This window comes from Streptomyces sp. NPDC004539, assembly GCF_040610055.1.
Taxonomy (GTDB): Bacteria; Actinomycetota; Actinomycetes; order Streptomycetales; family Streptomycetaceae; genus Streptomyces.
On record NZ_JBEXLS010000001.1, the window covers coordinates 787,815 to 806,451 of the forward strand.

General features: G+C 71.2%; 20 protein-coding genes. 2 read left to right on the forward strand and 18 right to left on the reverse strand.

The features are described from left to right. Nucleotides 1-78: 78 nt before the first annotated feature. The 6 genes from ABZX85_RS03480 to ABZX85_RS03505 all read right to left on the reverse strand — a co-directional run bounded on the left by ABZX85_RS03480 (nt 79) and on the right by ABZX85_RS03505 (nt 7,336). Nucleotides 79-1,452 carry an AI-2E family transporter gene (locus ABZX85_RS03480; protein ID WP_355862170.1) on the reverse strand — a complete coding sequence of 458 codons (1,374 nt, stop codon included), beginning with the start codon at nt 1,450-1,452 and terminating at the stop codon, nt 79-81. Nucleotides 1,453-1,581: 129 nt separating this feature from the next. After that, complete coding sequence (locus tag ABZX85_RS03485) at nt 1,582-2,256, reverse strand: transglycosylase SLT domain-containing protein (RefSeq protein ID WP_355862172.1); 675 nt, start codon at nt 2,254-2,256, stop codon at nt 1,582-1,584. Nucleotides 2,257-2,640: 384 nt separating this feature from the next. Next, a complete protein-coding gene (locus ABZX85_RS03490; RefSeq protein WP_355862174.1) occupies nt 2,641-3,966 on the reverse strand; it encodes a PhoH family protein in 1,326 nt (441 codons plus the stop codon). A 313-nt stretch (nt 3,967-4,279) separates the two neighbouring features. Next, nucleotides 4,280-5,053, reverse strand: coding sequence for an isoprenyl transferase (locus ABZX85_RS03495; protein WP_355862176.1), 774 nt, complete (start codon nt 5,051-5,053; stop codon nt 4,280-4,282). Between the two features lie 603 nt (nt 5,054-5,656). Continuing rightward, nucleotides 5,657-6,436 (reverse strand): methyltransferase domain-containing protein, encoded by a 780-nt coding sequence (locus tag ABZX85_RS03500; protein ID WP_355862178.1) that lies wholly within the window; start codon nt 6,434-6,436, stop codon nt 5,657-5,659. A gap of 48 nt (nt 6,437-6,484) precedes the next feature. Further along, nucleotides 6,485-7,336, reverse strand: a complete 852-nt coding sequence (locus ABZX85_RS03505) for an LLM class flavin-dependent oxidoreductase (RefSeq protein ID WP_355862180.1) — start codon at nt 7,334-7,336, stop codon at nt 6,485-6,487. A 68-nt stretch (nt 7,337-7,404) separates the two neighbouring features. Between ABZX85_RS03505 and ABZX85_RS03510 the strand changes: the two genes are divergently transcribed. Further along, nucleotides 7,405-7,776 carry a DUF192 domain-containing protein gene (locus tag ABZX85_RS03510; protein WP_355862182.1) on the forward strand — a complete coding sequence of 124 codons (372 nt, stop codon included), beginning with the start codon at nt 7,405-7,407 and terminating at the stop codon, nt 7,774-7,776. A 25-nt stretch (nt 7,777-7,801) separates the two neighbouring features. Then, nucleotides 7,802-8,071: a hypothetical protein gene (locus tag ABZX85_RS03515; RefSeq protein WP_355862184.1), complete on the forward strand. Its 270-nt coding sequence runs from the start codon at nt 7,802-7,804 to the stop codon at nt 8,069-8,071. Here ABZX85_RS03515 and ABZX85_RS03520 read toward each other — a convergent pair. The 12 genes from ABZX85_RS03520 to ABZX85_RS03575 all read right to left on the reverse strand — a co-directional run bounded on the left by ABZX85_RS03520 (nt 8,049) and on the right by ABZX85_RS03575 (nt 18,633). Then, nucleotides 8,049-8,651, reverse strand: a complete 603-nt coding sequence (locus ABZX85_RS03520; RefSeq protein WP_355862186.1) for an OmpA family protein — start codon at nt 8,649-8,651, stop codon at nt 8,049-8,051. The genes ABZX85_RS03515 and ABZX85_RS03520 overlap by 23 nt on opposite strands. Before the next feature lie 8 nt (nt 8,652-8,659). After that, the gene (locus ABZX85_RS03525) at nt 8,660-9,247 is read right to left on the reverse strand and encodes a hypothetical protein (RefSeq protein WP_355862188.1); all 588 of its coding nucleotides are present in this window, start codon (nt 9,245-9,247) and stop codon (nt 8,660-8,662) included. A gap of 28 nt (nt 9,248-9,275) precedes the next feature. Further along, nucleotides 9,276-9,869 (reverse strand): pilus assembly protein TadG-related protein, encoded by a 594-nt coding sequence (locus tag ABZX85_RS03530; protein WP_355862190.1) that lies wholly within the window; start codon nt 9,867-9,869, stop codon nt 9,276-9,278. Between the two features lie 50 nt (nt 9,870-9,919). Further along, complete coding sequence (locus tag ABZX85_RS03535; protein WP_355862192.1) at nt 9,920-10,078, reverse strand: hypothetical protein; 159 nt, start codon at nt 10,076-10,078, stop codon at nt 9,920-9,922. Nucleotides 10,079-10,198: 120 nt separating this feature from the next. Next, nucleotides 10,199-10,930, reverse strand: coding sequence for a response regulator transcription factor (locus tag ABZX85_RS03540; protein ID WP_355862333.1), 732 nt, complete (start codon nt 10,928-10,930; stop codon nt 10,199-10,201). Continuing rightward, a complete protein-coding gene (locus ABZX85_RS03545; protein WP_355862334.1) occupies nt 10,930-12,126 on the reverse strand; it encodes a histidine kinase in 1,197 nt (398 codons plus the stop codon). Before ABZX85_RS03545 ends, ABZX85_RS03540 begins: the two co-directional genes overlap by 1 nt. Nucleotides 12,127-12,699: 573 nt before the next feature. Further along, nucleotides 12,700-13,587 (reverse strand): DUF5936 domain-containing protein, encoded by an 888-nt coding sequence (locus tag ABZX85_RS03550; RefSeq protein ID WP_355862194.1) that lies wholly within the window; start codon nt 13,585-13,587, stop codon nt 12,700-12,702. Nucleotides 13,588-13,603: 16 nt separating this feature from the next. Then, entirely contained in the window at nt 13,604-14,548 is a 945-nt protein-coding gene (locus tag ABZX85_RS03555) for a type II secretion system F family protein (protein WP_355862196.1), read from the reverse strand. A gap of 13 nt (nt 14,549-14,561) precedes the next feature. Further along, complete coding sequence (locus ABZX85_RS03560; protein WP_355862198.1) at nt 14,562-15,899, reverse strand: CpaF family protein; 1,338 nt, start codon at nt 15,897-15,899, stop codon at nt 14,562-14,564. Between the two features lie 40 nt (nt 15,900-15,939). Continuing rightward, nucleotides 15,940-16,338 (reverse strand): TadE/TadG family type IV pilus assembly protein, encoded by a 399-nt coding sequence (locus ABZX85_RS03565; protein WP_355862200.1) that lies wholly within the window; start codon nt 16,336-16,338, stop codon nt 15,940-15,942. 1 nt (nt 16,339) lies between these two features. Further along, nucleotides 16,340-16,756: a TadE family protein gene (locus ABZX85_RS03570; protein ID WP_355862202.1), complete on the reverse strand. Its 417-nt coding sequence runs from the start codon at nt 16,754-16,756 to the stop codon at nt 16,340-16,342. A 620-nt stretch (nt 16,757-17,376) separates the two neighbouring features. Beyond that, the gene (locus ABZX85_RS03575) at nt 17,377-18,633 is read right to left on the reverse strand and encodes an AAA family ATPase (protein ID WP_355862204.1); all 1,257 of its coding nucleotides are present in this window, start codon (nt 18,631-18,633) and stop codon (nt 17,377-17,379) included. Between the last annotated feature and the right edge of the window lie 4 nt (nt 18,634-18,637).

Here is an 18,637-nt window from a genome sequence, read left to right on the forward strand (position 1 = left end):
TACAGCCGACCGTGGGAGGGCGTGTCCGTGCAGGTGGGGGCCGATTGTCACGGCTTTGGAACAGGGGCGGACCGATGCTCAGAGAGGCGCGTCGTCCGGTTCCCCGACCTCGTCCGCCAGCTCCGCCTGTTCGCTCGCGTACCTGCGCAGATAGCCCACCACCGTGTTCGTCACGGCGACCAGCGGCACCGCCACCACCGCTCCCCCGATCCCCGCGACCATCCCGCCCGCGGCGACGGACAGGACGACGGCGAGGGGGTGCACCCGGACCGCGCGGCCCAGGATGAAGGGCTGGAGGATGTGCCCCTCGATCTGCTGGACGGCGAGGACGACGGCGAGGGTCATGACGGCGGTGAAGACGCCCTGGGTCACCAGGGCGACCAGGACGGCGAGGGCGCCGGAGGCGACGGCTCCGACGAGCGGGATGAAGGAGAAGAGGAAGATGAAGACGGCGAGCGGGACGGCCATCGGGACGTCGAGGAAGTAGATGCCGATGCCGATGAAGATGGCGTCGATCAGGGCCACCACCACCGTGCCCCTGACGTACGCCGTCAGCGTCGCCCAGGCGCGGGGGCCGGCGCCCGCGACGCCCTCGCGGGCCGCGGCGGGGACGAGCTTGAGGGCCCACTCCCAGATGCGGCGGCCGTCGTACAGGAGGAAGAGGGTGGAGAAGGCGGCCAGCAGGATGCCCGTCAGGAGTTCGACGATGACCGTCACGCCTTCGAGCCCGGCGGAGGTGATCGAGTCGGCGTTCGCGCCGACCGCCTCGCGGAGGTTCTTGGCGATCGCGTTGATCTGTTTGTCGGTGACGTGGAAAGGGCTGTCGAGGAGCCAGCGGCGCAGGTCGTCGATGCCGGACTGGATCTGGTTGGAGAGGTCGTCGATGTTCTCCATGACCTGCCAGGTGACGAACCACCCGAGCAGCCCGATGACGACGAACCCGAGGACGGCCGTGAGGGCGGTGGCCAGGCCCCGCGGCACCCCGCGCCGCTTCAGGAGGGCGACGGTCGGTTCGAGGAGGGCCGTCAGCAGCAGGCCGATGACGAAGGCGAAGACGACGAGCTGGACCGCGCTGATGACCCGCATCAGAATCCAGACGGTCCCGGCGAGCACGAGCAGCCGCCACCCGGCCTCGGCCGCGACCCGCACGCCCCAGGGGACGGCCTGGGCGGGGTCGGGACGGGGCCCGGAGGGGCGAGTACGGACCGGGCGGGCGGCGGGCTTCGACACGGCAGGCCCCGACGCACCGGACTTCGAGGCGCCGGACTTCGATGCCGCAGACGACTCCGCGGCCGACTCCACCGCCGACCCGGCGTCAGGCTCCCGCTTCGGGTGCGGTTCGTCCAGCACCCCGCCGTCCCGCTCGACCTCCGCGCGCCGTTCGTCGAGCCGCTCCCCCATCTCGGTCAGCCCCGCGCCGAGCCTGCCGAGCCACCCTGGTACCCGCGACATGATCCGACCTCTTGCCCCGTCTCTTCGCACCACTCCCTCCCTGGGAGTCGTCCGCACCCGACCGTACAGGGCGACAGCCCCTCCCTAATGACGGGGAGGGGCTGTCGGAGGTTGAGAAAACCGGTAGGGCTAGTACCAGTTGTTGGCCTGCCAGAACGACCAGGCGTCACACGGGCTGCCGTAGCGCTCGTTCATGTAGTTCAGGCCCCACTTGATCTGCGTGGCCGGGTTGGTCTGCCAGTCGGAGCCGACCGAGGACATCTTCGAGCCGGGGAGCGCCTGGAAGAGGCCGTACGCGCCCGAGGAGGCGTTGACGGCGCGGTAGTTCCAGCTCGACTCGTGGTCGACGATGTTCGAGAAGCACTGCCACTGGCCGCCCGCGACCATCTGACGGGCCATCGACTGGATCTCGGAGATCGAGTAAGAGCTCTGGATCGGGAAGTCGCCCTTGGCGGCCTTCGCCTTGGCCTCGGCCTCTTCCTTGGCCTTAGCCGCCTCCTCGGCGGCCTCCTTCTTCGAGATCGCGATCTCGGCGGCGGCCTTGCGCGCTGCCTCCTCGGCGTCCTTCTTCGCGCTCTCATCGGCGGCCATGGCCTGGTAGGCGGCCTGCTGCGTCAGAGAGGCGGTCTGGACCTCGGCCTGCTGTCCCACGGGGATGTCGGCGAGGAGGGTGGCGTCGTCCGCCTTCGTCTGTACGTCGTTCGGCTGCGCGACGCTGCCCGAGGCAACACCCACGACGCTACCGACGGCGGTCACCGCGGTGGCCGAAGCCACTGCGAAACCCCGGACCGAGACCAGGCTCACACGATTTCCTTCCAGCATCGCCCGCTTCGGTGACCCTGGCGGACGCGATCGTGCCCCTTGGCGCTGGCTTCCGAAAGGGGTCACGGGAAGCACTGGCCCACCGGCAACTCCTGGGGAGGGGGTGCCTTCTGGTGCTCGGGCGGCGCACGACGTCGATGATGAAGTTTGAGGCGCTGAACCGCTGGGGGTACAGCTGTGTCGCACGCGGGGCCTGACAGAACCGAGACTCTGCCGTAACCAAGCGCCGATGACAATTCCGGACCGGGTGTGAAAGCTCACATCCCCTGCGGGGCAAGGGATTTCGGCGAATCCCCCACACGGCGACGCCGTCCCGCTAGGCTCTCGACCTTTGCGGGACGGCGCCGACCGGCCGTCGATTACGGGTCAGATACTGCCGTCCTCCAGCATTTCGGTCACGAGCGCGGCGATCTGGGAGCGCTCGGAGCGGGTCAGCGTGACATGCGCGAAGAGCGGATGCCCCTTCAGCTTCTCCACCACGGCCACGACACCGTCGTACCGGCCCACCCTCAGGTTGTCGCGCTGGGCGACGTCATGGGTGAGGACGACACGGGAGTTGGCGCCGATCCGGGAGAGGACCGTCAGCAGGACGTTCCGCTCCAGGGACTGGGCCTCGTCGACGATGACGAACGCGTCGTGCAGGGAGCGGCCCCGGATATGGGTCAGAGGGAGCACTTCGAGCATCCCGCGCGCCGTCACCTCCTCGATGACCTCGCGGCTCGTGACGGCCGACAGCGTGTCGAAGACGGCCTGTGCCCACGGGCTCATCTTCTCGGCCTCGGAGCCGGGCAGATAGCCCAGTTCCTGGCCGCCGACCGCGTACAGCGGGCGGAAGACCATCACCTTCTTGTGCTGGCGGCGCTCCAGGACCGCCTCAAGGCCCGCGCACAGCGCGAGCGCCGACTTGCCGGTGCCGGCCCGGCCGCCCATCGAGACGATGCCGACGTCCGGGTCGAGCAGCAGGTCGAGCGCGATGCGCTGCTCGGCGCTGCGGCCCTTGATGCCGAACGCCTCGCGGTCGCCGCGCACGAGCCGGATGTTGCCCTCGGGGGTGACCCGGCCGAGCGCCTTGCCGCGCTCCGACTGGATCATGAGGCCGGTGTGCACGGGGAGGTTCGCGGCCTCCGGGACGTACACGTGTCCTTCCTCGAAGAGGACGTCCACCTGGTCGCCCGGCAGTGTCAGTTCGGACATGCCGGTCCAGCCGGAGGAGTCCGTGATGGCGAGCTCGGCGCGGTACTCCTCGGCGAGGAGGCCGACCGAGGACGCCTTGATGCGCAGCGGCAGATCCTTCGAGACGACGGTGACGTCGTACCCCTCGGCCTGGAGGTTGCGTGCCACCGCCAGGATGCGGGTGTCGTTGTCCCCCAGCCGGTAGCCGCTCGGCAGGATGCTGGGGTCCGAGTGGTTGAGCTCGACACGGATCGAGCCGCCCAGTTCCCCGATCGGGATGGGCGCGTCCAGGCGGCCGAACTTCACCCGGTAGTCGTCCAGCTGGCGCAGGGCCTGCCGGGCGAAGTAACCGAGCTCGGGATGGTGCCGCTTGGCCTCCAGTTCGGTGACGACGACGATCGGGAGCACGACTTCGTGCTCCTCGAAACGGGTCATCGCGGACGGGTCGGCCAGCAGGACGCTGGTGTCGAGAACATAGGTGCGCCGGTCGGACTTGTGGCGCTTTGTGCTGGTCACCACGGAAGGACGTACCCCCTCGGATGAGGTCGGGGAGCGACGGAGTGGAGCTGGACCGGTCCGAGACCCGTTTGCACGGGCCGGGGACCGGCCCTCCACTGCTTCGTCCGTGCCGTGACCGCACGGTCGGGCTGGTGCAAAGGGCCTCCCGGGCGGACGGCCCCGTGCCGTCCGCTGAGATCCGACACCCGTGGGTCGGGTGTCGACCTGCTTGGCTTATGCCCTCTAATTTGCGCCGTCATGCCACGGCAAAGCGCGGCGTCCTGGTGAACAACTTGTTACGGGTGTGGTCCCCACCGAGGTGAGGGGTGCGCGGTCAGCCCCCGAAGCGGCGGTGGCGGGCCGCGTAGTCGCGCAGGGCGCGCAGGAAGTCGACCTTGCGGAAGGCGGGCCAGAAGACGTCGCAGAAGTAGTACTCGGAGTGCGCGGTCTGCCACAGCATGAAACCGGACAGCCGCTGCTCGCCGCTGGTGCGGATGACGAGGTCGGGGTCGGGCTGGTCGCTGGTGTAGAGGTGGCGGCCGATCATGTCGGTGTCCACGGACTCCGCGAGGTCGTCCATCGACAGGCCCCTGTCCTGGGCGTCGTGCAGCATCGAGCGGACGGCGTCGGCGATCTCCTGCCGGCCGCCGTAGCCGATGGCGACGTTCACCAGTATTCCGTCGACGTCCGAGGTCGCCTGCTCCGCCTCTTTCAGCGTGAGCTGCATCTGGTCGGGGAGGAGGTCCTTCGTCCCGACGTGGTGGACGCGCCAGCGGCCGTCCGAGGCGAGGGTGCGGACGACGTCCTCGATGATGCCGAGGAGGGGGACCAGCTCGTCCTTCGGGCGGTCGAAGTTGTCCGTCGACAGCAGCCAGAACGTGACGACCTTCACATCCGTCTCGGCGCACCAGCCGAGGAACTCGGACATGTTGTCGGCGCCGGCGCGGTGGCCGTGGACGGTCGACGAGCCCGCGGCCTTCGCCCAGCGGCGGTTGCCGTCCATGATGACGCCGATGTGCTTCGGCACCTGGGTGTGGTCGAGGTGGCCTTCCACCCGTCGTGCGTAGAGCCTGACCAGCAGGCCGCGCAGTTTGTCGCGCAGGATCACGATGTTCAGCCCCTCCGAAACGGCGGTCCCCGCAGGCGGGGAAGCTTACCCCCAGGGGGAGTTGAGGTGCCTCACGCGGGGTAGGGATGTCTGTTTGCGCGGACGCGGGGTTGCTGTGCGTGCGGCGTGGGCGCGCTGTGCGTGCGCTGGGCGTGCCCCTCGGGTGCGGGGGTGGTCGCGGGGGCGGGTGCGGCGGGCAATAAAACGGGCCGGTCCGTGGGGGGGATACGGACCGGCCCGAGGGGGGGGTTTCCACCATAACCCTTTGTGAGGGATGCTGCGCGCATCAGCGCGAAATAATTACTCTCCGGAGTTGTCCGGCGACGCCGATCCGGGGGTCAAAGCGCTGTTCGTGGGGGTTTCGTGGCCAAAAACGAGGGGTCCCACGGCGTCCCTCGCACGGGGGAACGCGGCTCGGGGCGTTCGATTGACGGAGGCGGCACCGCGCGGTCCCCTCCACTGCGCGGTGCCACCCCCGCAGCTTTGCTGGCGCGAATTGCCGCCGCCGAATCTACGTGATGCCGGGGGGATCGAGCACTCGTTCGCGATAACGATGTGGAAACCCTGTGGAGATCACGGCCCCGGCCGACGGTTCCCGGCCATTTATCCGGCGGGGCGCCTGCGGGCCTCGATCAGGTGCCGCGCGCTGTACGCGACGAAGGGGCCCTCGTCGGTGATCCGGCGGTGCAGGGCCCTCAGCTCCGTCTCGTACCGGGCGGAGGTGAAGCCGGGGACCATCCAGACGACCTTGCGCAGGAAGTGGACGACGGCGCCGATGTCGTGGAACTCCATGCGCGGGCGCTCGACCCTGAGGTCGACGATCTCCAGCCCCGCCGCCCGCGCCGCCGCCGACTCCGTCTCCGGGTGCCGGTCGCGGCTCACGGCGTCCGGGAGGGGGCCGAGGAACTCCTCGACGAGCTCGAACGCGCTGCGGTGGCCGACGTGCTGGGCGAAGTAGGTGCCGCCGGGGGTGAGGACACGGGCGATCTCCGACCAGTCGGGCCGGATCGGATGCCGGCTCGACACGAGGTCGAACGAGGCGTCCGCGAAGGGGAGTTCGTCGTCGTCCTCACCGGTGCGGACGACCACCGCGCCCCGGGGGCGCAGCAGCCGGGTCGCCCTGGCCGCGTTCGGGGGCCAGCTCTCGGTGGCCGCGAGGGTGCGGGGCGGGGTCGCCGTCCGGGCCAGCGCGAAGTCCAGGACCTCGCCGCCCCCGGTGTCGAGGTCCAGCGCGGAGTCCGCCCGCCCGAGGCGGTCCGCGAGCGACACCGCGTACCCCCAGGAGGGCCGGGCCTCGGTGGCGCGGCCCTCGAACCAGGAGAAGTCCCAGCCTTCGGTGGGGGCGGCGTCGGCTTCGGCGACGAGGTGTTCGTACGTGGGCATGAGTGGATGGTGGCAAAGGGGTGGGCGGGAGTGCCGCTGAATTTCTCTCTACGGCACCAGCGGGCGCACCTCTCGGGCCGTGAACCTCAGGAAGCCCTCCGGGTCGGGGTCGTCGGGGGTGGGGAGGAGGACGACGGTGTCGGCGCCGGCGTCTGCGTATCTGCGGACCTCCGCGGCGACCGTCGCGGCGTCCCCGGCGACGCCGACGCCCGTGAGGCCGAGGGTGTCGAGTTCGCGGGCGAGGCGGGCGTGGGCGTCCTCGCCGGTGGCGGCGACGAGGTAGACGACGACGCGGTGGGGGCCGGTGGACTGCTTCTCGGCGGCGGCGCGGATCTCGCGGACGCGCTCGGGGGTCGCCGACTCGTTCAGGACCGTGCCGTCGGCGATGCGGGTCGCGAGGCGCAGCGTGCGGGGGCCGATGCCGCCGACCAGGATCTCGGCGCGGGTCTGCGGGGGCCAGCCGAGGGCGACGTCGTCCAGCGTGACGTACGTACCCTTGCTGGTGACGCGTTCGCCGTTCAGGAGGGCGCGCAGGGCGGTCGTGTACTCGCCGAGGAGGGTCAGCGGGGAGTCGGGGCGGGCGCCGACCTGGGCCATCCAGTCCTGGACGCCGTGGCCGATCGCCAGGGAGACGCGGCCGGGGAACATGCGGTGCAGGGCCGCCGTCTCCATCGCGGTGAGGGCGACGTTGCGCAGGGGGACGGGGAGGAGGCCGACGCCGATGCGGACGCGGTCGGTCCAGGCGAGGGCCGCTGCCGCCGCGGTGAGGCCGCCCTGGAGGAAGCAGTCCTCCCACAGCCAGAGTTCGTCCAGCCCCTCCTCGTCGGCCAGCCGGACGGCCGACCGCAGTCGTTCCGGCGGGAGTTGGGGGCGGAGGACGGCACCGAGGCTGATCGTCATGGGGTTCTACTATCCAGGTACGGGACTCTTGCAACTCCCTGTGCGGGGGCGGACGTACGGAGGCGGACGTGGGGCGCTGGCGGGACGGGCGGGGTGTGCTGGTCGTGGGGGCGGCGGAGGGAGCCGTGGAGGTGCCGTTGGAGATCGCCGCGTCGTACCGGGCCCGTACGAAGGGGCTGCTCGGGCGGGAGTCCGTCGAAGGCGCCCTGCTCCTGTCCCCCGCCTCCGGGATTCACACCTTCCGCATGCGGATGCCCATCGATGTGGCCTACCTGTCCCGGGACTTGAGGGTCCTGGCCGTGCGGACGATGGTCCCGGGACGGCTCGGCCTGCCCCGGCCGCGGGCACGGCATGTGCTGGAGGCGGAGGCGGGGGTGATGGCCGGGTGGGGGGTGGTCGCGGGGGTGCGGGTGGACGTGGTGGCGGGGGGCGTGTCCTGAGGGCGGGGGTGTCGTTGTCGTACGCATGAAGAAGATCGTCTTCGCGGTGCTGCCGCTCGCTGTCCTCGCGCTCTCCGCCGGTCCGGCTCAGGCCGACAACGACTCGAATTTCGGGTCGGGGGTGAACGCGGCGAACAACTGGAACTTCACCGCCGCCGACGTCTGCCTTCAGGAGCTCGCCGTCGTGCCCGCGCTGTCCGACTGGACCGGCAGCCACCAGAACAACTGCTCCGACGGGAACGTCATCGACCACTCCGGGCTCGGGTCGTCCCTCACCCCTCTCTCGGGAACGTGATCTCCACCCGGCGGTTCTTCTTGCGGCCCGGTTCCGTGGAGTTGTCGGCGATGGGGTACTGCTCGCCGTAGCCGCGGACGTCGAAGGTGAGGTTCGGGTCGTTCAGTTCGTCGTCCAGGACCGCCTGGACCGCGTTGGCGCGTTGGCGGGAGAGGACGTCGCCGTGGGCGGACGAGCCCAGGTTGTCGGTGAAGCCGAAGACCCGGATGCGGGTCGCATTCTGTTTCTTGATCTCGGTGGCGATGGCCGCGATGCGGGATCTCGACGCCGGGGTGATCTTCGAGCTGTCCTTGCCGAAGAGGACCTCCGCCTGGAGCGCGAACTTCACGTCCGCGTTCGTGTCCTCCCTGCGTTCGTCGCCCGTCTGGTCCTCCACCACCTGCTTGATGTCCAACACCTTCGGCGCCGCCAGCGTCCCGCCCTGCGGGAGCTTCAGGTCGGGGTCGTTGGGGTCGACCTGGACGGGGGCGGAGGCGGAGGGTTCGGTGCCGGGGGGGACGCTGGGGTCGTCGGCTCGGGCGGGCGTGCTGAGGGGAAGGGTGAGCAGGAGGGCCGTCGTCAGGGTGAGCGTGTGTTTCATCGGCGGCCTCACCCGGAGATGCCGATCGTGGCGGTCGGGAACATCGGCAGCTGGAAGTCGACCTCGGTGGTGGCGGTCGGGGGCGCCGGGAACTGCATGAACACCGGGAAGGAATCGCCCGACTTGAGCGACGGCAGGGAGGTCGTCGTCAGGGGCCGTCCATCGGTGTCGCGTAGCACGTAGTAGCGCTTCTTGCCCTTGGAGTCGACGAGCGTGGCTCCGCCGAGAGACGTGCCGTTCCTGATGATCTCGGTCTCGTTCCCGCTGAGCTGGGACGGCACGTTCACCGTCTTGGGGCCGTCGTTCTTCAGCGTGCCGTTGACCGTGACGAAACCGCCCGAGTCGCGTTTCGCGCTGGTGATCTGGAGCAACAGGCCGCTCGGTCCCTTGAGTTCGGCGATCGGCTGCTCCGAGTCGCCTTCCTGGGTGGTCGGCCCGGAGCCGTCGGCCGTCTTCTGCACGGACGGTGTCGAGTCCGCCTTCTTGTCGTCACCGCCGCCTCCGCCACCGCATCCGGCCGCGCCGAGGGCAAGACCGACCGCGAGGGTCAGGGCGACCGTCCCCCTGCGGGCCTTCGTCGTGAACCGAATGCTCATGCCTCTGCTTCCTTAGGTCTGGGGCGGGTCAGTCGACGAGATGGACGTCGAAGAGGTCCCGGGGTTCCGGCAGCCGGAGATCCTCCGGGTCCAGGTGCCACTTGACACCGTCGCAGTCGAGTTCCGGAAGGGGAGCCGGGGGGATCTCCCCGTTGTCGCCGCCCGTAGGACTGGGATCGGGCTCGGATGTGGGGGTGGGGGTGGGAGTCGGCGTGGGGAGCGGGTCGAAGGTGCACAGGGACTTGATGACCGCCGTGGCGTGCGCCTTCGAGTGGACGTTCTCCGTGCCGGGTACGACGGAGTCGCCGACGGATTTGTCCGTCACCGCCTCGACGGTGTACCGCATGAGGCCGGGCTCGCAGGAGACGGTGGCGTCGTTCGCCCCGGCGAGCTGGTGGGCGCGCCAGCAGCCGTCGACCGCGCCGACGCCGTCGAAGATGTCGTCCCACTTCGTCGGGTCGAGGACGTTGTCCACCCAGTCCGCGGCGAGCTGGTCCCGGGTCTCCTGGGCGGCGGCCAGCGCGGCGGCGTCGGCGGCGGCCTGGGCGTCGCCCCTGTTCGCTCCCGCCTGGCCGACCGCGAGGTACGCGAACGCGAGGAAGAGCAGGCCCGCCACCACCATGATGTAGATGGGGAAAGCCTGCCCCGCGTCGCCGCGTCTCCGGAGTGGCGTCAGCCTCCGGTGACGTTGGTGATCTGGTCCTTGATGGCGTTGTAGATCGTCTGCCCGATGTCCGTACCCGTGATCGCCAGCACGATCGCCACCACCACGGCGATGATCCCGAGGTACTCCACCGCGGTCTGGCCCTTGTCGTGCCGCAGTTTGTTCATGGGTCTGTCCTCCGGTCGCACGGGGGGTTCGTCCGTGTTCGGCGGGAGTGTAGGCCGTGGGGGAAGAGGAAGGGGAGGGTCCGGGGGCCCAAAGGTGGGCCCAAGGGGAGGAACGCATGGTCAGCTCACCCCCTGGACGGGGGGCGGGGCGGTGCCGAGCCACTGGGCGGTGGCTTCGGCGCGGGTGGTGCTGTGGAGCTTGGCGAAGATCCGGTTGATGTGGTTCTTGACGGTCTTCTCGCTGATGAAACAGGCCGCGGCGATCTGATGGTTCGACATGCCGGACGCGATGAGGTCCATGATCTCCGCCTCCCTCGCACTGAGCCGGAACCTCCCCCTACCTGACGCAGACTGTCCCACAAGTGGTTGCACTCGCGAAAGTGGTTTGCCGAAAGTCCCTGAGAGATGAGGGTTTGGCGGGTCTGTGTCGTATGCATTCGCATTCTCCTGGAACCCCTCCAGCACCGCGGTGGCCGCCGTCGGCGTCAAGTGCGCCCGCCCCCGCACGACATCGCGCACGGCGTCGAGCAACTGCCCGGCGCCGAACTCCCCGTGGACGAGGTAGCCGCGCGCGCCGAGCCGCAGGGCGCCGCGGACGGTCTCCGGTTCGCCGCTGTAGGTGAGCATGAGGACGGGGGCGAGCCGCACGAGCCGGGGCAGCGCGGCGAGCCCGTCGACGCCGGGCATACGGACGTCGAGGAGGACGGCGTCGGGCCGGTGGAGCTCGGCGAGTTCGTACGCCTCGCGCCCGTTCTCCGCCTGGGCGACGACGTCGATGTCCCCGGCGCCGGTGAGCAGCGCGGTGAGGCCCGCGCGGACCACGGGGTTGTCGTCGGCGACGAGCACTTTCATCATGCCGCTCCCTGTCCGGACCGTCCCACCGAGGGCGGGAGTTCGAGCTCCAGGCGGACCTCGGTGCCGCGCCCGGCCGGTACGACGCTGAGCCGCGCGCCCAGTGTCGCCGCCCGCTCGGTCATGCCGAGCAGCCCGTAGCGCCCGGCGCCGCGCAGGGCGTCCAGGGAGGTGCCGGGCGGCAGGCCCTTGCCGTCGTCGTGGACGGTGACGCGCAGGACACCGTCGTCCACCCCCGCGCTCACCTCGACCCGGGTCGCGTCCGCGTGGCGGTGGGCGTTGTCGAGGGCCTCGGCGGTGATGGAGAGCAACTCGCGGGCGACGGCGGGGGGTACGGGGACGGTGGTGCGGTCGCCGGTCGTGCGGTAGGTGGCCGGCAGGCCGGTGCGGGAGGTGAAGTCCGTTGTCCGGGAGGCCAGTTCGTCGAGCACGTCCAGTTCCTCGCCCTCTTTGTCGCGCAGGTCGGTGAGCAGGTCGCGGGACTCCCCCGCCGCCCGGCGGGCCGCCGAGGCGATCGACTTCGCCTGTTCGCGGACGGGCCGGCCCGCGCCGGCCGCGAGCGCCTCGGCGGCGAGGGCCACGCCGTACAGGGACTTGGCGAGGGAGTCGTGCATCTCCCGGGCGAGGCGGGCGCGTTCGGCGGCGACGGCCTCGGCGGCGGCGAGGCGGGCGCGGGTCTCCGCGAGGGCCTCCGTGGCCTCGCCGAACCTCAGCATCAGTCCGCGCAGGGCCGATCCGAGGGCGCCGGTGATGACGCAGAAGCCGGGCAGCAGGAGCCGTTCCGCGAGCGAGGCGCCCGAGCGGGCCTCCAGCGTCGTGTACACGAGCAGCAGGATCAGCCCCTGCAACGAGGCGAAGCAGGCCGCGCCCCGCCAGCCGTACACGATCCCCGCGAGCAGCGGCGTGCACACGCTGACGTACGCCAACGTCGTCTCCGGGCCCGCGGACACCAGCAGCAGCGAGCCCAGCAACGTGTCCACGGCCAGCACGCTCGGGTGCCGCAGCAGCAGCGGCCCGAACCTCTCCCAGTCCCGCAGCAGCGCGTACGACACCATGAACGTGACGACCACGGCCGTCCCGACGAGCCGCACCCCCACCCCCGGCGAGGCGTTCACCAACGCGGAGGGCGCGGCCAGCACGATCATCGCCAACCGGAACCCGAACACCTGCCGGGACATGGCCTGGAGCGCGTTGATCTGGAGGGCGAGGGGGGCGGAGGGGGTGGGGTGGGGGCGGTTCGAGGGGCGGAGTCGGAGACGGCGGGCCGAGAAAGGGCCGCGCGGGTTCTCGCCGCGAGGCAACCGCCTCCCGGCGGCCGGGGTCCGAGAGCGGCGGGCCGGGGAGAGGAGGTCACGCGGGCGCGAGCCGGAAGGCTGCCGCTTCTCGGCGGCCGGGGAGAGGGAGCCGTGGGGGTTCTCACCGGGGGGCCGATCCGTCTCCGAGGCCAGGGGGCGGGAGCCCGGTGCGAGCTCCCCGGAAGGCTGACCCCCGTCGGAAGCCGGGGTGTGGAAGCCGCGTGCGCGCTCCCCGGAAGGCCGCTCCACCCCTGAAGTCACGGAGTGGGGTGGCTGCGGGGCCGGGTCGGTGGAGTTGTCCGGGCGGGTGGTGTCGGGTGTGCCCGGTCCGGGCAGGGCGCCGGGAGGCCCGGGGCGGCTCGGGCTGCCACTGCCCTCGGCCGGCTCGCTCGGGCCGTGGTTCTCCTCGGTCTCCGTGCCGTGTCGTGTCACCTCGTTCACCCCCTTTCGGCAGAACTCCCCCATTTTCGGCCTCTATTCGCCTGTGATCGTGCCGAAGTCGGTGCCGGAGCCCAGGAGGAGGCCGGCGCCGAGGAGGAGCATCGTGGCGGGGACCATGAAGGTGGTGATCATGAGGGTGGCGCGGGGGACGGCGCGGGCGGCTTTGCGGCGGGCGTTCTGGGCGTCGGTGCGGCGCATGTCCTTGGCGATGGCCACGAGGGTGTCGACGATGGGGGCGCCCAGTTCCTCGCCCTGCTGCAACGCCGTGACGAACATGGCTACTTGCTCGGAGTCGTTGCGGCGGCGCAGTTCCGCGAAGGCTTCGCGGCGGCTCATGCCCAGGTCCATCTGGCGGAGCGTGATGCGGATCTCGTCCGCCCAGGGGCCCTCGTAGCGGGTGGCGACCCGGTCGAGGGCCTGCCGAAAGCCGAGCCCCGCGCTGACGACGACCGCGAGGACGTCGAGGAAGTCGGGCAGGGTGCGTTCGATGACGTCCTTGCGGACCCGGATCGCCGACCAGATCCCCACCTCGGTCCACACCGCGCCGAACGCCAGCATGAACAGGGCGATGAGCGGGTTGCCGCGGAGGAAGAAGATCACAGCCCCTACGGCCCCCAGCGCGCCGTACACCGCGCGGCGGGCGGCGTACCGGTCGATGGTGAGGCCCCCGGGGTTGCCCGCGAGGTCGATGCGGCGGCGGTACTTGGCGACGAGGCGGGGTCCCATGAGGCGCAGGACGGCGGGCGCGTACCGCATGCCCATCCGGTCGACCAGCGAGTCCACCGCGCCGGTCCGTGTCGCCCCGACCTCCAGGGCGAGCGCGAGATCGGGGGGCAGTTTGACGTCCGCGCGGTACATGCGGACCCCGGTGAAGGCGCCCCACACGGACGCCGCCATCAGGAACGCGAGCAGCAGAGCCATGTCCAACTCCCCCCGCTCAGATGTCGATCCGGGACATGCGCCGGATGAGGACGAACCCGACGGCGTACAGCCCGAAGGCGATGAGGACGGCGGCCTGCCCGGTCGTCGAACCGGTCATCCGCTCCAGCGCCCCCTCCTTGACCCCGTCCATGAGGAACAACGACCCGACGCCCAGGAGGGGTACGGCGTACGCGGTGAGGTTGACCTGCGAGAGCTGGGTGCGGATCTCCCGTCGCGTCTCCTTGCGTTCCTCCAGCGTCTCGGTCAAGTTCCGCAGCGCGCCCACGACTTGGCCGCCCGCCTTGTTGGAGAGCACCAACGTCGTGACGAGGACGACGAGTTCACGGGACGGGAGCCGGTCGGCCAGCTCACCGAGGGCGTCGTCCATGGACTGGCCGACCGCCAACTGGTTGGCGACCTTGGCGAGTTCCTCCCCGGCCGGTGCCTCCAGCTCCTCCGCGGCCATCCCTATGGCGGTGCGCAGCGCGAGCCCCGCCTGGGTGGCGTTGGCCAGGATGCGGGCCAGTTCGGGGAGTTGGTTGATGAACCGCTCGATGCGTTTCTGGCGCTGCCAGTTGAGGAACTGGAAGGCGCCGCCGACCGCGAGGAGCCCGGCGATGGGGCCGAAGAAGGGGGCGAGGACGGCCTGCGTGATCAGCCAGAGCCCGGCGACGGCGCCGAGCAGGTAGACGGTGAACTCGCCCGGGGTGACGTCGAGTCCGGTCGTCGCGAGCCTGCGTTCCAGACCCCGCCCCAGGCCGGTGCGGCGGATACGCCGGTCGAGGTCGCGGAAGCGGCGGCGGCGTCCGGAGGGCGGCAGCTGGCCGGTGTAGGAGAGCCGGTCGACGAGGGCGGCACGCTGGGCGCGGCCGGTGGCGTAGGCGTGCAGGCCCGCGACGGCGAGGGTGAGGCCGAGGACGGTCAGCCCGGTCGTCAGCGCGGTGAGGTTGTCGAGGTCCATGGGGTCGTCCTGCCTAGCGTGCTTCTCGGATCGCGAGTTCGGCCGGGGTCTGGGCCACGCCGAACGCCTGGGGGATGGGCTGGCTCGCCATGTAGAGGCGGTCGGCGGTACGGCGCGGGAGGGGGAAGTAGCGGAAGCTGCCGTGGATACGGCCGTCGGAGGACATCGGCAGCGGGTCGAAGCGGGCGACGGTCGCGAGCCGGTACGGTTCGCCGCCGTGGCTGTCGAGGATCGCGATCTCGGTGATCCGGCGGGCGCCGTCGGCGAACCGGGTGAGCTGGACGAGGACGTCGACGGCGCTGTTGATCTGGTCGTGCAGCGCGACGAAGGGGACCTCGACGTCGGACATGGAGGCGAGGGTCTGGAGCCGGGTGAGGGCGTCCTCGGCGCTGTTGGCGTGGACGGTGGCGAGCGAGCCGTCGTGGCCGGTGGACATCGCCTGGAGCATGTCGAGGGACTCGCCGCCGCGGACCTCGCCGACGACGATCCGGTCGGGCCGCATCCGCAGGGAGTTGCGGACCAGGTCGCGGATGGTGATGTGGCCCTTGCCCTCGACGTTCGGGGGCCTCGACTCCAGTCGTACGACGTGCTGTTGCTGGAGCTGGAGTTCGGCGGAGTCCTCGATGGTGATGATGCGTTCGCCCTCGGGGATGAGTCCGGAGAGGGAGTTGAGGAGGGTCGTCTTGCCGGTGCCGGTGGCGCCGGAGACGATCACGTTGAACTTGGCCTGGACGAGTCCGGCGAGCAGGAACAGCATGTGTTCGTCGAGGGAGTTGAAGCCGACGAGTTCGTGGAGGGTGAAGGAGCGGGGGAAGCGGCGGATGGTGAGGATGGGGCCGGTGAGGGAGAGCGGCGGGATGATGACGTTGACGCGTTCGCCGGAGGGGAGGCGGGCGTCGACCATCGGATTCGACTCGTCCACGCGGCGGTTGACGGTGGAGACGATGCGTTCGATGGTCTGCATGAGTTGCTCGGCGGAGGCGAAGCGGAGGGGCAACTGCTCGACCCTGCCGCCGCGTTCGACGAATATCGCGTCGGGGCCGTTGACCATGATCTCGGTGACGGAGGCGTCTTCGAGGAGCGGTTCCAGGATGCCGAGGCCGAGTGCCTCGTCGACGACTCGCCTGATCAGCCTGGCCCGTTCGGACGTCGACAGGACCGGGCCCTCGCGGCTGATGATGTGACCGAGGACGCGTTCGAGGCGGGCCCGGCGTTCGGCCGCCGCGAGGGACGTCATCTCGGCGAGGTCGATCTCCTCCAGGAGCTTCGCCCGGTACGTCGCGACCAGGTGGCCGTCCTCGCCCCGGCTGCCGTTCTCCTCCGGGGTGTTGATACGTGCCCGCAGGCTCATGTGGGCTCCTTCACTGGGCGCGTTCTCACGGGGCGCGTTCTCACTGGTCGACCGGCATGGTCGCGGTCCGCTGGGCGGGCCCGAAGTCGCCCCAGCCGAAGAAGACGGACGGGATGTCGACGGAGGAGGTGACGCGGACGTCGTTCCCTGTGAACCCGGCGACGCACGAGGTGCCGTCCGCGAGCCAGCCGCTCACGGCGTTCCGGCAGTCCTGCCCGTATCCTCCGCCGGGATCGCGCGACGCGCTCCGCGCACCGGCCCGCGCCGCCGTCCCGGCCTGCTGGCCCGCGTACGCGATGATGCCGAGCTGGACGACCGCCATCCCGACGATGAGCAGGATCGGGAGGAACCCCAGGTACTCGATGGCGACTTGTCCCCGGTCCCGGGGTGATCGACGACGGCGATCGGCGACTCGGCCCTGTTTCTCGCGGCGAGGCATCTCAGTTCCCGCTCCCGTCCTCTTCCTCGACGGCCCCCGCGTGCCCCTCGACCGTGAACGGCAGGGAGAGAACTCCCGGGAAGAGCACAGGGACTTGCAGGGTGACGGTCGCGGTGACGAACCCGGACCCCCCGCAGTCCACCTCCGCTCCCCCTTGCCACGCCCCCGGCAGATCCTCGGTCCCCGCCTGCTCACAGGCCCCCGGCCGGGCCCCCGGATCGGCGACCGTACCCGCACGGACGGCCGCGTCGGCGGCGTTCCCCGCGAGCGTGAACGTGTAACCCACCAGCACGCACTGCCAGATGGCGATCAGCGTGACGAGGATGACGGGCAGCATGCCGGTGAACTCGACAGCGACCTGCCCCCGATCACCGGCGAGCCGCCGGGACCGAGCGGGCCGAGCCGACCGACGCGGCACACCGCTCCCGGGCCGGTTCCGGAGCGGGCCGGGATGGCTCCGCCGGCTGACGGCCGTACCCGTGCCCGGCCACCGGAAGACGGCCGCGCCCACACCCGACCGCCGAGGCGACGCGACACGTCCCGCCAAGCGCATCGACGCGTCCCCACCCCCGTGACCGGGCATGCCCCCGGACCCGCACGTCGGCACGCTCCCGAGCCCACGTATCGGCCTGTCCCCGGCCCCGTAACCCGGCACGCCCCCGGGCCCGCATGTCGGCGTGCCCCCGGGCCCGCATGTCGGCACGGCCCCAGGCACGCGCATCGGCGCGTCCCCACCCCCGTGAACCGGCGTGCCCCCGGGCCCGCATGTCGGCACGGTCCCGAGCCCGCCGCATGTCGGCGCGCCCTCAGGCACGCATGTCGGCGCGCCCCCGGGCACGCGCATCGGCGCGCCCCCGCCCCCGTGCCCCGGCGCGTCCCCAGGCCCGCCGCATGTCGGCGTGCCCTCAGGCACGTATGTCGGCACAGCCCCAGGCACGTGTGTCGGCGTGTCCCCGACCGCGTGACCAGGCGTCTCCCCGGGCCCGCCCGTCGGCATACCCCCAGGCCCGCCCGCCCCCACCCCCGTGACCCGGCCCCTCATCCGCCCCGCTCCGTTCTGCGTCGCAGGCCCGCCGAGCCCCGGTCTCCGGTCTTCGACCGGCGGCGCTGCGGGGTGCTCTCGGAGGGCTTGGTGAGGCCGAGTTCGGCGGCGAGGGTCCAGAGGGCCTGGCGGATGGAGCCTTTGGGGTCGAGGTCGTGGAGGCGGCCGGAGTCGACGGCGGACTGGAGTTCTTTGAAGTGGGCGGGAACGGCCGTCGTGGCGAGGGCGGTTCCGGTGATCTTCTGGATCAGGGCGGGCTGGATCTCGCTCGTGCGGGAGTGCCGGTTGACGACGACGGTCGTCTCCTCGGCCTTGCGGATCTGGAGCCGGTCCCACATCCGGACGGTGCGTTTGGCGCCCCGGACGGCGACGACGTCCGGCGTGGTGACCAGGAGGGCCGTGTCGGCGGTCTCGACGGCCGCCGCGCTCGCCCCGCTGAGCTGCGCGCCGCAGTCGACGACGACGATCTCGTAGCGGGCGCGCAGGGCGCCGACGATGTGCCGGGCGGCCCGGTCGGTGACCTCCTCGCCGCGTTCGCCGTCACCGGGCGCGAGGAGGAGGTCGACGCCGGTGTCGTGGCGGAAGACGGCCTCGGCGAGGATGCGCGGGGAGATGTCGGTGATCGCGGCGAGGTCGACGACGGAGCGCCGGAACTGGACGTCGAGGTAGGAGGCGACGTCCCCGGTCTGGAGGTCGAGGTCGCACAGGGCGGTCGTCCGGCCCGACGCCTGCGCGGCGAGGGCGAGCTGGATCGCCGTGAGGGTGGTGCCGACACCGCCTTTGGCGCCGCTGACGGTGACGACGGTGCCGCCGGGTCCGGTGAACACGTCGGTGCCGCCGCCGAGATGCCGGCGCACGCCCGTCGACCACTGGGCGACGGCCTGGACGCGGGTGGCGAGGTCGTCGTAGGAGAGGGGGAAGGTGATCAGGCCGCGGGCGCCGGAGTCCATGGCCGCGGAGAAGAGCCCGGGGGACGCGTCGGTGGTGACGAGGATGACGCCCACCGCCGGGAAACGCAGGGCGACTTCACGGACCAGCTCCAACGCCGGTACCGGGCCGATGCGTTCGTGGACGACGACGACCTCGGGGAGTTCGTCCACCGACTCCGCGGCCAACCGGGCGAGCATGTCGACGAGTTGGGTGGAGTCGGTGACCGGGGGGACGGGTTCGGCGTTCGGGAGCTGGCTCAGCAGTGAGACGAGGGAGCGGACCGCGTCCGCGTCGCCGACGGCCGGGAGAATCCTCGTGGGCATGGCG